At 65.5% G+C, this 12,864-nt stretch carries 12 protein-coding genes; 3 read left to right on the plus strand and 9 right to left on the minus strand.

The features are described from left to right. Nucleotides 1–200 precede the first annotated feature (200 nt). Complete coding sequence (locus tag A6M56_RS06210) at nucleotides 201–827, minus strand: DUF1415 domain-containing protein (RefSeq protein WP_102080179.1); 627 nt, start codon at nucleotides 825–827, stop codon at nucleotides 201–203. 196 nt (nucleotides 828–1,023) lie between these two features. On the opposite strand from A6M56_RS06210, the gene A6M56_RS06215 reads away from it, so the two are divergent. Next, complete coding sequence (locus A6M56_RS06215) at nucleotides 1,024–1,407, plus strand: hypothetical protein (protein ID WP_045785083.1); 384 nt, start codon at nucleotides 1,024–1,026, stop codon at nucleotides 1,405–1,407. Nucleotides 1,408–1,482: 75 nt separating this feature from the next. On the opposite strand, the gene glpK is transcribed toward A6M56_RS06215, so the two are convergent. The 8 genes from glpK to glpD all read right to left on the minus strand — a co-directional run bounded on the left by glpK (nucleotide 1,483) and on the right by glpD (nucleotide 10,874). Then, entirely contained in the window at nucleotides 1,483–2,979 is a 1,497-nt protein-coding gene (gene glpK / locus A6M56_RS06220; RefSeq protein ID WP_102080178.1) for a glycerol kinase GlpK, read from the minus strand. A 113-nt stretch (nucleotides 2,980–3,092) separates the two neighbouring features. Then, on the minus strand, nucleotides 3,093–4,838 hold the full coding sequence (locus tag A6M56_RS06225; RefSeq protein WP_045785081.1) for an ABC transporter substrate-binding protein: 1,746 nt from the start codon (nucleotides 4,836–4,838) through the stop codon (nucleotides 3,093–3,095). 172 nt (nucleotides 4,839–5,010) lie between these two features. Continuing rightward, on the minus strand, nucleotides 5,011–5,292 hold the full coding sequence (locus A6M56_RS06230; protein ID WP_045785080.1) for a DUF2160 domain-containing protein: 282 nt from the start codon (nucleotides 5,290–5,292) through the stop codon (nucleotides 5,011–5,013). A gap of 21 nt (nucleotides 5,293–5,313) precedes the next feature. Continuing rightward, the gene (locus tag A6M56_RS06235) at nucleotides 5,314–6,147 is read right to left on the minus strand and encodes a carbohydrate ABC transporter permease (protein WP_027680527.1); all 834 of its coding nucleotides are present in this window, start codon (nucleotides 6,145–6,147) and stop codon (nucleotides 5,314–5,316) included. Next, nucleotides 6,140–7,030 carry a carbohydrate ABC transporter permease gene (locus tag A6M56_RS06240; protein ID WP_045785078.1) on the minus strand — a complete coding sequence of 297 codons (891 nt, stop codon included), beginning with the start codon at nucleotides 7,028–7,030 and terminating at the stop codon, nucleotides 6,140–6,142. The genes A6M56_RS06235 and A6M56_RS06240 overlap by 8 nt, the downstream gene beginning before the upstream one ends. Then, nucleotides 7,027–8,124, minus strand: a complete 1,098-nt coding sequence (locus tag A6M56_RS06245) for an ABC transporter ATP-binding protein (RefSeq protein WP_045785077.1) — start codon at nucleotides 8,122–8,124, stop codon at nucleotides 7,027–7,029. The genes A6M56_RS06240 and A6M56_RS06245 overlap by 4 nt, the downstream gene beginning before the upstream one ends. Next, nucleotides 8,111–9,229 carry an ABC transporter ATP-binding protein gene (locus A6M56_RS06250; protein WP_045785076.1) on the minus strand — a complete coding sequence of 373 codons (1,119 nt, stop codon included), beginning with the start codon at nucleotides 9,227–9,229 and terminating at the stop codon, nucleotides 8,111–8,113. The genes A6M56_RS06245 and A6M56_RS06250 overlap by 14 nt, the downstream gene beginning before the upstream one ends. A gap of 67 nt (nucleotides 9,230–9,296) precedes the next feature. After that, nucleotides 9,297–10,874: a glycerol-3-phosphate dehydrogenase gene (gene glpD / locus A6M56_RS06255; RefSeq protein WP_102080176.1), complete on the minus strand. Its 1,578-nt coding sequence runs from the start codon at nucleotides 10,872–10,874 to the stop codon at nucleotides 9,297–9,299. Between the two features lie 143 nt (nucleotides 10,875–11,017). Here glpD and A6M56_RS06260 point away from each other — a divergent pair, with 143 nt between their 5' ends. Both A6M56_RS06260 and A6M56_RS06265 read left to right on the plus strand, forming a co-directional pair. Then, complete coding sequence (locus tag A6M56_RS06260; protein WP_045785074.1) at nucleotides 11,018–11,782, plus strand: DeoR/GlpR family DNA-binding transcription regulator; 765 nt, start codon at nucleotides 11,018–11,020, stop codon at nucleotides 11,780–11,782. A gap of 111 nt (nucleotides 11,783–11,893) precedes the next feature. Next, entirely contained in the window at nucleotides 11,894–12,754 is an 861-nt protein-coding gene (locus A6M56_RS06265) for a CHAD domain-containing protein (protein ID WP_102080175.1), read from the plus strand. Nucleotides 12,755–12,864: the final 110 nt, after the last annotated feature.

Consider the following 12,864-nt stretch of genomic DNA (forward strand, 5'->3'; position numbering starts at 1 on the left):
CTTTGTCTTGCCAAAGAAAGTAAGCAAAGAAAGGCGCGCCCGAGATGGCGACCCACTCCTTGAATTTATGTCGCAGGGAGGGGAAGGGAAAAACTCGCTTCGCTCAGACAGTTTCCCTTCCTTTTTCCTCCCTGCAACAGAAATTCAAGGCGCCATCTAGGGCATCAACGGCCAGACCGTCGCTGCCTTTGGTCAGTTGGTTAGTCGCGGGGCGGTATCTTGCCGAACTTCTTTGCCATTTCTGCCCAGCCTTCGGGGCCCAGCTTTTCCATCGTCGCGATATTGCGTCCGTAGATATCCGCTGCGTCGGGGACGGCCGCGGCGGCGCGGGCGATGCTGTCTTCGCGCAGCAGATGCAGGATGGGGGCCGGCGCGCGGTTGGTGGCGTTGGCGATGTCGTCCGGTGCGGCGTCGGCGAAGACGAAATCGGGATGGAAGCTGGCCAGTTGCAGTTCGCCTTCGTAGCCGGCCTTGGCGAGCAGGGTTTCGGCGCGCTCGGTGAGGGTGTGGAAGTCCAGGAAATCCGCCAGCGCGGGGACGATGAGCAGCGTGGTGTCGATCTGTGCGGCGGGGGTGGTGCGCAGCAGCTCGGCTTCGGCGCGCAGGTGGTCGAGCACGTCGCCGTCCAAGGTGGCGCGGCTCACGACGTAGCGGACCTGCTGCTTGACGTGCACGGCCTTGGCGAAGGGGCAGAGGTTCAGGCCGATGACGGCGTCTTCGAGCCAGCGCTGTACGCGGGCAACGTGGTCGGCAGCAACACCGGCGTCCAGCGGCAGGGCGTCCGCGGGTGGGTCGAGCAGGGTGAAATCAGACGTGGGTTCAGGCACGGTGCGGCGGTGGCAGGAATGTCAGCGCGCAGTGTAGTCGATGGCCGGGAGCGCTTCTTGCGGCACTGAGGGTGTTGTGTATTGCAACACCCGGCGCGTGCGCTTTGAAGCGCGTCGAGACCGCTTCCGGTGTGCCTTACGCGCCACCGATGCGGTCAGACCTTCCCATGACCGTGTAAAAAGAAGGAGCCCAACCATGATGGAACTGCGCCCGACCAAGACCACACTGAAAACCGCGCTTGCCATGGCGGCCGCCCTGGCTGCGTCGGCGGCTTTCGCCCAGATGACGCCGGCACCGCAGACTTCCCCGCAGACGACCGGCACCGTGCAGACCGCGCCGGGCGGCCAGGGTCCGGCCACGTCCTCACCCGACCCGCTGGTGCAGAAGCGCATCGAGGACAAGGCCGCGAATGACGAATACAAGGCGCGCAAGGCCGACGCCAAGGCCGCCTACAAGGAAGAAAAGAAGGCCGCCAAGGCCAACCGCAAGGCCCAGCGGAAGGAGGCCCGCGCCGAGCGCAAGGAAGCCATGAAGGAGCAGGGCGGCCCTGCCCAGACGCCGAACAGCGAAGGCAAGTAAGCCGCTCGCGGCACCATGAAGAAAGGCGACCCTCGGGCCGCCTTTTTTTTCTTGCGTGGCACGTCGACGTCGGCGTCAGTGGCTGCGCGTGGTCGGCAAGCGGACCTGGGCGACGGCCATTTCCCATTGGGCGATGCGGTGCGCGGCCTCGTCGCGGCTGATGACGGGGTGGAACGTGCGGGAGGCGCGCCATTGCTGCGCGACTTCCGCTTCATCGCGATAGAAGCCCGTGGCGATGCCGGCCAGGTAGGCCGCGCCGAGCGCCGTGGTCTCGATGATCTCCGGACGCACGACCGGAATGCCGAGCAGGTCAGCCTGGAACTGCAGCAGCAGGTTGTTGGCCGAGGCGCCGCCGTCCACGCGCAATTCCGAGATGGTGGAGACGGCGTCGCGCGTCATGGCCTGCAACAGCGCGGTGCTCTGGAAGGCAATCGACTCCAGTGCGGCTCGGGCGATGTGGCCGATCGTCGTGCCGCGTGACAGGCCAACGATGGCGCCCTGCGCGGTGGGATCCCAGTACGGCGCACCCAGCCCCGTGAACGACGGCACGAACACCACGCCGCCCGAATCCGGCACCGAGGCGGCCAGGCCTTCGACGTCTGCCGAACGCTGGATGGCGCGCAGGCCGTCGCGCAGCCACTGCACGACCGCACCGCCCACGAAGACGCTCCCTTCGAGCGCGTAGCTGCGCGTCGTGCCGCTCTGGCAGGCGGCCGTGCTGATGAGGCCGTTGTGCGATTGGACCGCCTTGTCGCCGGTGTTGAGCAGCATGAAGCAGCCGGTGCCGTAGGTGTTCTTGGCCATGCCGGGCTTGAAGCAAGCCTGACCGAACAACGCAGATTGCTGGTCGCCGGCAATGCCGCCAATGGTGAGCGAGGCGCCGAGCCAGTCGGCATCGGTCTGCCCAAATTGATACGCGGACGGATGCACCTCGGGCAACAGGCTCGGGTGAATGTCGAGCGCGCGCATCAGGTCCGCATCCCATTCGCCGGTGTGGATGTTCCACAGCATCGTGCGGGACGCGTTGGATACGTCGGTCACATGCAGGCGGCCGCGTGTGAGCTGCCAGACGAGCCAGCTGTCGATGGTGCCGAAGGCGAGTTCGCCACGCGCGGCGCGCTCGCGGGCGCCATCCACGTGGTCGAGAATCCAGCGCAGCTTGGTGGCCGAAAAATACGGGTCGATGATCAGGCCGGTGCGCTTGCGTACCTCGTCTTCCAGGCCCTCGGCGCGCAGGCGCTCGCAGATGGCTTCGGTGCGGCGGTCCTGCCAGACGATGGCGTTGAAGATCGGTTTGCCCGTGGCGCGTTCCCACACCATGGTGGTTTCGCGCTGGTTGGTGATGCCGAGCGCGGCCATGTCGGCGGCGGAGAGCTTGGCTTGTTCGAGTGCGGCGCGGCAGGTGGCGAGCTGGCTGTTCCAGATGTCGAACGGGTCATGCTCGACCCAGCCGGGCTGCGGGAAATGCTGCGGAAACTCCTGCTGGGCACTGGCGACGATCTGGCCGGCGCGGTTGAAGACGATGGCGCGTGAGCTGGATGTGCCCTGGTCGAGCGCGAGGAGGTATTCCATAAGGCAGATTCAGGTGACCGCCGGGCCGGAGTGAACCTGTCCGGCGGTGGGTAAAACGGAAGCAGGCATGGTAGCCCGCCGGCCGATGGTTGGTCGACCGGCGGGCATGCGAATTAACGCACCTTGCCGGCCTTCCAGGCTGCGAGCAGCTTGTCGTAGGCCACCGTCTCACCCTTCGGACGCTCGTTGTCGAGCTTCTTCCACGGGGCGTGTTCGGTCGACAGCCACTTGTTCGGATCGCCCTCCGGGTTCAGCTTGGGCGCGCAGTTCTTCATGCCGGCGCGCTGCAGGCGGGACATCACCTGGTCCATTTCCTTGGCGAGGTTGTCCATCGCCGCCTGCGGCGTCTTCTCGCCCGTGACGGCCGTGGCGACGTTCTTCCACCACAGCTGTGCCAGCTTCGGATAGTCGGGCACGTTGTTGCCGGTCGGCGTCCAGGCCACGCGGGCCGGGCTGCGGTAGAACTCGATCAGGCCGCCGTACTTGGCCGCGTTCTTGGTGAAGTAGTCGCTGTGGATATCGGAGTCACGAATGAACGTGAGGCCGGTGATGGACTTCTTGAGCGACACGGTCTTCGACGTGACGAACTGCGCGTACAGCCACGCGGCCGCGCGGCGCTCGAACGGGGTGGACTTGAAGAACGTCCACGAGCCGACGTCCTGGTAGCCGTTCTGCATGCCGTCCTTCCAGTACGGGCCGTGCGGCGACGGGGCCATGCGCCACTTCGGCGAGCCGTCGGCGTTCACGACCGGGCCCGGCTTGGTCATCGGCGCTGTGAAGGCGCTGTACCAGAACACCTGCTGGGCGATGTGGCCTTGTGCGGGCACCGGGCCGGCTTCGTTGAAGGTCATGCCGGTCGCCTCGGGCGGGGCGTACTTCTTCATCCAGTCGATGTACTTGGTGAGGGCGTACACGGCGGCCGGGCTGTTGGTGGCGCCGCCGCGCGAGACCGATGCGCCCACCGGCGTGCACTTGTCCTTCTCGTCGACGCGGATGCCCCACTCGTCGACCGGCAGGCCGTTCGGGATGCCCTTGTCGGCGGAGCCGGCCATCGACAGCCAGGCGTCGGTGAAGCGCCAGCCAAGCGACGGATCCTTCTTGCCGTAATCCATGTGGCCGTAGACGCGCTTGCCGTCCAGCTCCTTCACGTCGTTGGTGAAGAAGTTGGCGATGTCTTCATAGGCCGTCCAGTTGACGGGCACGCCCAGGTCGTAGCCGTACTTGGCCTTGAACTTGTCCTGCAGGTCCTTGCGGGCGAACCAGTCGGCGCGGAACCAGTACAGGTTGGCGAACTGCTGGTCAGGCAACTGGTACAGCTTGCCGTCCGGCGCGGTGGTGAAGCTCGTGCCGATGAAGTCCTTCAGGTCCAGGCCTGGGTTGGTGAATTCCTTGCCTTCGCCGGCCATGAAATCGGTCAGCGGCATGATCACGCCGTAGCGGTAGTGCGTGCCGATCAGGTCGGAGTCGGAGATCCAGCCGTCGTAGATGCTCTTGCCGGATTGCATCGAGGTCTGCAGTTTTTCGACGACATCGCCTTCCTGCATGATGTCGTGCTTGACCTTGATGCCGGTGATCTCTTCGAAGGCCTTGGCCAGCGTCTTCGATTCGTAGGCGTGCGTGTCGAGCGTTTCCGACACGACGTGGATCTCGGTGACGCCCTTGGCCTTGAGCTTGGCGGCGGCGTCGATGAACCACTTCATTTCCGCCATCTGCTTGTCTTGCGACAGCGTGCTGGGCTGGAATTCGCTGCTGATCCATTTCTTGGCCTCGGCTTCACCGGCATGGGCCGCGCCGACTGCCAAGGCACTCGCCAGTGCAATGGCACTGATCTGTAGCGTCATGCGCCAGGATGTTTTCATCGGTATCTCCTCGTGCTTTTGTTCTCCCCGCAGCGAAAACATCCGACATTCCGACGCGGGGAGCGTGGTGGAATGCGTGTGCCCGACCGTCAATGCGGGCGTGGAAGCGCGGCATTCTGCCGACACTTCCGGACTTGCGAAATCGAGACTGCCCTCTAAGCTCGTGCGGCCCTCAGCCGCGCCACATGATCAGAACCAGCACCACCATCGAGGCGACGAAACCGCCCCAGGGCGTGGTGCCCTCCGACGTCAGCCCGACCCACGCCAGATTGATGTAGGCGGCAGTCAGCAACCCGATGAAGAGGCGGTCGCCGCGCGTGGTGGCAATGGGCAGGAAACCCTTGCGCTCCACGGTCGGCCGGACCACCTCCCATACCGTCATGCTGGCCAGCATCAACGCGATGCAGCCGAAGAAGATCGCCACCTCGGGCGTCCAGGCCATCCAGCTGAACATGTCCTTGTCTCCCAAAGCGAATTACACGCGGCCCATCGCGAAGCCCTTCGCGATGTAGTTGCGCACAAACCAGATCACCAGCGCACCGGGGATGATCGTCAGCACACCGGCTGCGGCCAGCACGCCCCAGTCCATGCCCGAGGCCGACACCGTGCGCGTCATCACCGCGGTGATGGGTTTGGCGTCGACCGAGGTGAGCGTGCGCGCGAGCAACAGCTCCACCCAGCTGAACATGAAGCAGAAGAACGCCGTCACGCCCACGCCGGCCTTGATGAGCGGCAGGAAGATCTTCAGGAAGAACTTGGGGAAGCTGTAGCCGTCGATGTAGGCCGTCTCGTCGATCTCGCGCGGGATGCCCGACATGAAGCCTTCGAGAATCCACACCGCCAGCGGCACGTTGAACAGCATGTGCGCCAGCGCCACGCCCAGGTGCGTGTCCATCAGGCCGACCGTCGAATACAGCTGGAAGAACGGCAGCAGGAACACCGCGGGCGGCGTCATGCGGTTCGTCAGCAGCCAGAAGAACATGTGCTTGTCGCCCAGGAAGCGGTAGCGCGAGAAGGCGTAGGCCGCCGGCAGCGCCACCACGGTCGAGAGCACCGTGTTCATCGTCACGTAGATGATGGAGTTGATGTAACCCCAGTACCACGACGGGTCGGTGAAGATGATCTTGTAGTTGTCGAACGTGACGAGCTTCGGCCAGATCGAGAAGCCGGCCAGCGTCTCCTCGTTGGTCTTGAGCGACATGCTCAACATCCAGTACAGCGGCAGCACGGCAAACGCCACGTACACCGCCAGCGTGATCGCCCGGGCGATCTTGCGCTTGTGCTCGTTGTTGTTGTTCTGCTTAGGCATGGTCGTCTCCCACGGCCGTGCTGGCGCTGCCCATGCGCTGCATCCAGTTGTAGAGGACGAAGCAGAACAGCAGGATGATGAGGAAGTACACGATCGAGAATGCCGCCGCCGGGCCCAGGTCGAACTGACCAACCGCCTTCTGCGTCAGGTACTGCGACAGGAACGTCGTGGCATTGCCGGGGCCGCCGCCGGTCAGGACAAACGGCTCGGTGTAGATCATGAAGCTGTCCATGAAGCGCAGCAGCACGCCGATCATCAGCACGCCGCGCATCTTCGGCAGCTGGATGTAGCGGAACACGGCCAGGCGGCTGGCGCCGTCAATCTCGGCGGCCTGGTAGAACGCATCCGGAATCGACCGCAGGCCGGCATAGGCCAGCAGCGCCACCAGCGGCGTCCAGTGCCACACGTCCATGATGAGCACGGTGATCCACGCGTCGAACGCGTTTGCCGTGTAGTTGTAGTCGATGCCCATCTGGTTGAGCCAGTAACCGGCCAGGCCGATATCGGAGCGCCCGAAGATCTGCCAGATCGTTCCGACCACGTTCCAGGGAATCAGCAGCGGCATGGCGAGCACCACCAGCGCGGCCGACGCCTTCCAGCCTTTGGACGGCATCGACAGCGCCAGGCCGATGCCCAGCGGAATCTCCACCGCCAGCACGCACAGCGAGAAGATCAGCTGGCGGGTGAGGGCGTCCTGCAGGTCGCCGTCACGCAGGATCTGGCGGAACCAGTCGACGCCCACGAACACGTGCTGCTCGGGGCTGATGATGTCCTGCACCGAGTAGTTCACCACCGTCATCAGCGGCAGGATGGCGGAGAACGCCACGCACAGGAACACCGGCAGGATCAGGAACCACGCCTTGTTGTTGAGCGGCTTGTTCATCGGCCGATCCTCTCGTCGTTGCAGTAGTACAGCGTCTGCGGCGCATCCAGGCGCAGCCACACGCGCGATTCGGTCACGCTCACTTCGTTCGGCAGCTTCGCCTTGACGGGCAGGCCACCGGCCTCGCCGAGGCTTGCGGTCAGCAGCTGGTGCGTACCGAGCTGCTGCACCTGGTGCACGCTGGCGGCCACGGCGCCCACTTCACCCGGCGCGGCCAGCTGGACGAACTCCGGGCGGATGCCGAGCTTCAGCGCGCCGTTGGCGCTCTTGAGCGCGGCGAGCGTGCCGGTGCTCACGGACAGGCGCTGGTCCCCCAGCGCAAGCACATCGCCATCCACCGTCACCGGGTAGAGGTTCATGCCCGGGCTGCCGATGAAGTAGCCGACGAAGGTATGGTCCGGCCGCTCGAACAGGGCTTCCGGCCCGCCTTGCTGCACGACTTTGCCTTCAGTCATGACGACCACCTCGTCGGCAAAGGTCAGCGCTTCCACCTGGTCGTGCGTCACGTAGATCAGCGTGAGCTTGAGCTGCTGGTGAATCTTCTTGAGCTGGCGACGCAGTTGCCACTTCAGGTGCGGATCGATGACGGTGAGCGGCTCGTCGAACAGGATGGCCGCCACGTCCTTGCGCACCAGGCCGCGGCCCAGCGAAATCTTCTGCTTGGCGTCGGCCGCCAGACCGGAGGCGCGGCGCTTGAGCGCGTGCTGCAGCTCGAGGATCTCGGCCACTTCCTCCACGCGCTTCTTCACTTCGGCTTCCGGCGTCTTGCGATTGCGCAGCGGGAAGGCGAGGTTGTCGAACACGGTCATCGTGTCGTAGATGACCGGGAACTGGAACACCTGCGCGATGTTGCGCTCGCGCGGACTGGCGTGCGTGACGTCGCGGTCGTCGAAGAGCACCTGGCCTTCGGACGGCGTCAGCAGCCCCGAGATGATGTTCAGCAGCGTGGACTTGCCGCAGCCCGACGGGCCGAGCAGTGCATAGGCACCGCCGTCGCGCCACGTCATGTTCATCGGCTGCAGCGCGTAGTCCGACAGGCTTTGCGGATTGGGGCGGTAGCTGTGCCCCAGGTTGCGGAATTCAATGCGCGCCATGGGCACCTCCCTGCTTGGGCGCGCTCACCAGCTTGCCCGCTTCGTCGAACAGGAACAGTTCGGCCGGATCGACAAACACATCCAGCGCCGCGCCCAGTTCGAACTGATGCACCCCCGGCAACTGCGCGACCAGGCCGATGGTGTTCGACTGGCCGACGGCCTGCGCCCGTACGTGCAGATACGTCTCGGACCCCGACAGCTCGGCCAGTTCCACCGTGCCCGGCAGGGCGACCGCGCCACCGTTGCGCGGCGACAGGCGGATGTGGCTCGGACGCAGGCCGATACGGCAGCGCGCGCCGGCCGGCATCGGCAGCGGGCGCGTCCAGCGCACATCGATGCCTTGCGGCAAGCGGATGTGGTTGCCTTCGGCCACGGTGGCGTCCAGCACGTTCATCGGCGGGTCGTTGAAGATCGCGGCGGCATCCACGGAGACCGGCACCTCGTACATCTCCAGCGTCGGGCCGTCCTGCAGCACACGGCCCTCGTGCATGACGATGGTGTGGCCGCCCAGGAGCAGCGCCTCCTGCGGCTCGGTGGTGGCGTACACCACCGTTGTGCCACCGTCGGCAAAGAGCGAGGCCAGCTCGGCCCGCAGTTCTTCGCGCAGCTTGTAATCGAGATTGACGAGCGGTTCGTCCAGGAGCACCAGCGGCGCCCGCTTGACGAGCGCCCGCGCCAGCGCGCAACGCTGCTGCTGCCCGCCCGACAGCTCGGCCGGCAGGCGCTGCAGCAGGTGGTCGATGTGGAGCTTGGAGGCGACGGCACGCACGCGCGTATCGATCTCGCCCTTGTTGATGCCCTGCAGGCGCAGCGGCGAGGCGATGTTGTCGTACACCGTCATCGCCGGGTAGTTGATGAATTGCTGGTACACCATCGCCAGATTGCGATCGCGTACGCCCACGCCGGTCACGTCCTGGCCGTCCACGAGGACGCGGCCGGTGGTTGGCCGGTCCAGTCCGGCCATGATGCGCATCAGCGTGGTCTTGCCAGCCTGCGTCGGCCCGAGCAGCACGTTGATCGCGCCGGGTGCCAGCCGCAGGCTGGTCGGGTACAGATGGGTCTGTGCCCCGACCACAGCCGTGACCTGGTCCAGTTCCAGAATCAATTGATGTCTCCCGTCTTACTGCTTTGATTTCTTGGTTGCTTGCGTCGGGCGCCCCGGCCCCGCGGCTTCAGGGCGTCCGTTGCGCGACCGGCGCGGCGTCGCTTTCCGGCAGATGCCGCGCCAACCAGCCTTCCAGGCGGCTGCGGTCGGCTTCGCCGGCGTGCAGCCCGAGTTTCGTCCGCCGCCACAGGATGTCCTGCGCCGTGCGGGCCCATTCGTGTTCGATCAGGTACCGGATTTCCGCTTCATACAGGCCCGGCGTGACTTCCGTGCCCAGCTCTTCGAGCCGCGTGGCGCCCGCCAGCAGCGTGTTCACGCGCGTTCCGTACTGGTGTGCATAGCGCGTGGCCAGCTGCATGGGCAGCCATGGCAAACGTTTCTGCAAGCGCGTCACGAAGTCCGTGAAGGTGTACTCGGCCACCAGCTGCCCTGGCGCTTCCAGGTCGCCGCCCGGCAGCGAGGCCGTGGCGGTCCACGACGGATTGCCGGCGGCTGGCAGGTGCGGCGCCAGTTGGTCCAGCGCCTCCTCGGCCAGCTTGCGGTAAGTGGTGATCTTGCCGCCCCACACGTTGATGAGCGGAGCGCTGCTGCCGTCGGCGCCGGTCTCGCATTCGACGAGGTAGTCGCGCGTGATGGCCGACGCGTTGGCGGCGCTGTCATCGAGCAGCGGTCGCACACCCGAGTACGTCCAGACCACGTCGGCCGGTGTCAGTTGCTGCTCGAAATAGCGGTTGGCCATCTCGCACAGGTATTGGATTTCATCGGCATCGATGGCGACCTGGTCCAGCGGGCCCTTGTATTCCAGGTCCGTCGTGCCGATCAGCGTGAAGTCGTTCTGGTACGGGATCGCAAAGACGATCCGCCCGTCGGGGTTCTGAAAGATATAGGCGAACGGGTGGTCGAACATCCGCCGCACGACGATGTGGCTGCCCTTGATCAGGCGCAGGCCGCGCGTGCTGGGCAAGGCGTGCGCCGAGCGGGCGAACTCCGCCGCCCAAGGCCCCGCCGCGTTGACGATCGCCTTGGCGCGCACCGAGCGGATGCCCTCCGGCCCCGCCAGAGACGCATGCCAGCCGTTGGCGCGCCGCTCGGCATTCAGGCAGCGCGTGCGCGTGAGGATGTGCGCGCCGCGGTCTGCGGCGTCCCGCGCGTTCAGCACGACGAGGCGGGCGTCGTCCACCCAGCCATCGGAATAGACGAAACCGCGCGTGTAACCGGGCTTGAGCGGCTTGCCCGCCGGATGCTGCCCAAGCCTGATCGACTCCGAGCCGGGCAGAAAACGCCGTCGCGCGAGATGGTCATATAAGAAGAGGCCCGCGCGGATCATCCACGCCGGGCGCTGCGCCGCGTCGTGCGGCATCACGAACCGCAGCGGCCACATGATGTGCGGCGCCATGCGCAGCAGCACCTCGCGCTCCTGCAGCGCCTTGCGCACCAGGCTGAATTCGTAATATTCGAGGTAACGCAGCCCCCCGTGAATCAGCTTGGTGGAAGCCGAAGAGGTGTGCTGAGCCAGATCGTCCTTTTCGCACAGGACCACCGAAAGCCCACGGCCCACGGCATCGCGCGCAATGCCGACCCCGTTGATGCCGCCTCCGACCACCAGCAGATCACAGTCCAGATGCGACGCGTCAGTGAGTTGCATGGGTTGGAATCTGTTGATTTTCGCGCCTTTCCTTGCGAATAGTGACGCGTTGGCGGATAGTTTAGTGAAGGGCGAAAATAAAGCAACATAGGGAATCGCCTAATCCGCTCACATATGTTCGTTTGTGTTCATTTCGTGACTTGATGCTTCCGCGACACCGCCAGATCCTCGAATACGTCCGCCAGCACGGCGATGCCTCCGTCGAGACGCTCGCCCGCGTGCTTGGCGTCACCACGCAGACCATCCGCCGCGACATCCGCCAGCTCGAAGACGAGCGCCTGCTTGCGCGCTACCACGGCGGTGTCGGTCTGCCGTCTTCGGTCGAAAACATCGACTACGACCAGCGCCAGGTGCTGCACATCGAGGCCAAGCGCCGCATCGCCGATGTCGTTGCGCGCCATGTCGAGCCCGGCCGCTCGCTCATCATCAACATCGGCACGACCACGGAAGAGATCTCCAAGGCACTGGTCGGCCGCAAAGGCCTGCGTGTCATCACCAACAACCTGAATGTGGCGTCCATCCTCTCGGGCAGCCCGGATGCGGAGGTCATCGTCGCCGGCGGCCTCGTGCGCAACCGCGACCGCGGCATCGTCGGCGAGGCCACGATCGATTTCATGAAGCAGTTCCGCGTCGACATCGGCATCATCGGCGTCTCCAGCATCGACGAAGACGGCACGCTGCTCGACTACGATTACCGCGAAGTGCGCGTTGCCCAAGCCATCATCGAGCAGTCGCGCGAAGTCTGGCTTGCCGCCGACCACTCCAAGTTTGGCAGGCGCGCCGTGGTCCGCCTCGGCCACGTCTCGCAGATCGACAAGTTCTTCACCGACGTGCCGGTGCCCGAACCGATGGCCGAAGTCTTCCGCGCGGCAGAAGTCGACGTCGTCGTCGCCAGCGAGGCGCGCTGACTCAGCATCGCCCGTCCCCAGTTTTTGCCCGGTCGACTACAGTGGAATGACAAGGCGCGCACCCTGCGGTGCGGCCTGTCCTGTCGTTGCGTCCACCCAGGCAGACGTACCGTGAGCAAGCACTCACATGCGGCAATTCGTCCCATCTTCGCCCACATCGTCGATGAGCACGTCGCTTCGTTGCGCGGCACCCTGTCCCGGCTCGCCGCGCCGAACCCCACGGACGAGGACCTGCACCAGTTTCGCGTCACGCTGAGGCGGCTTCGCTCGGCGTGGGTGACCTTCGGCCCGGTGCTGCCGTGCCGCTTCATGACCCAGTGGAAGCCCCGTCTGCGCGCGCTGGCCGCATCGACCGGCCCTGTGCGCGAATGGGATGTGCTGCTCTCCGACTGGCTGCCCGCCGCCCGGCATGGTCTGGCCGCTGACGATGAGGCCGCCCGAGCATGGCTGGACGAGGCCGAGCGGAAATCCCGGGAGGCCCGTCGCCGGGATTGGGAGTCGCTGCGGGCTGAGCTTGCCGCCCAGGATGTGCCGCAGGCGCTGGTGGACCTCGAGTGCGCGGTGGCTGCGTTCAAGCGGGACGGCGGGGCCGGTTCCCAACCGCGTTTCGCCCGGTCGCGCGCTTCGGCGCTAAGAAAGAAGCTGATCCGCCGCGGTCGCCGGCCAAAGCGGGCCTCGGCGCCGCGCCTGCACCGCGCCCGGATTGCAGCCAAGCAGTGGCGCTATCTCTATGAGGCGTTTTATCCCGCACTGGGCGTTTGCGCGCCCAAGCGCTATCGCGCGCAGTTGCGTAAGCTGCAGGATGCCTTGGGCGACGTTCACGACGCTGAAGTTGCCCTCGGGCGCGTGGCGCGGTTGGTGAGGGCCGCGCCGCCCGCCTCCATAGTGAGCACCTTTCACAAGCGCGCCGCTGCCGCCCGCAAACGCGCCGCCAAGTTACTACGTTGGGTGCGCGATCACCGGGCGCCGTAGGCCGGCAAAAAAGTGCGGAAAGACCCCACAGAAAGAAAGGGCTTGCAGAGTTCGGAAAACCCCCCTAATATTCGCCCCTCGCTGCACGACGCAGCGCCGAAACGAAAGCG

The organism is Ralstonia sp. RL, from assembly GCF_001683835.1.
GTDB lineage: Bacteria > Pseudomonadota > Gammaproteobacteria > Burkholderiales > Burkholderiaceae > Ralstonia > Ralstonia mannitolilytica.

Excerpts from the sequence above, each read along its gene's own strand:
- A6M56_RS06240 (WP_045785078.1), bottom strand. The coding sequence starts at position 7,030 with ATGAACAAGCCGCTCAACAACAAGGCGTGGTTCCTGATCCTGCCGGTG.
- A6M56_RS06230 (WP_045785080.1), bottom strand. The coding sequence starts at position 5,292 with ATGTTCAGCTGGATGGCCTGGACGCCCGAGGTGGCGATCTTCTTCGGC.
- A6M56_RS06225 (WP_045785081.1), bottom strand. The coding sequence starts at position 4,838 with ATGAAAACATCCTGGCGCATGACGCTACAGATCAGTGCCATTGCACTG.
- A6M56_RS06215 (WP_045785083.1), top strand. The coding sequence starts at position 1,024 with ATGATGGAACTGCGCCCGACCAAGACCACACTGAAAACCGCGCTTGCC.
- A6M56_RS06235 (WP_027680527.1), bottom strand. The coding sequence starts at position 6,147 with ATGCCTAAGCAGAACAACAACAACGAGCACAAGCGCAAGATCGCCCGG.
- glpK (WP_102080178.1), bottom strand. The coding sequence starts at position 2,979 with ATGGAATACCTCCTCGCGCTCGACCAGGGCACATCCAGCTCACGCGCC.
- A6M56_RS06245 (WP_045785077.1), bottom strand. The coding sequence starts at position 8,124 with ATGGCGCGCATTGAATTCCGCAACCTGGGGCACAGCTACCGCCCCAAT.
- A6M56_RS06260 (WP_045785074.1), top strand. The coding sequence starts at position 11,018 with ATGCTTCCGCGACACCGCCAGATCCTCGAATACGTCCGCCAGCACGGC.
- glpD (WP_102080176.1), bottom strand. The coding sequence starts at position 10,874 with ATGCAACTCACTGACGCGTCGCATCTGGACTGTGATCTGCTGGTGGTC.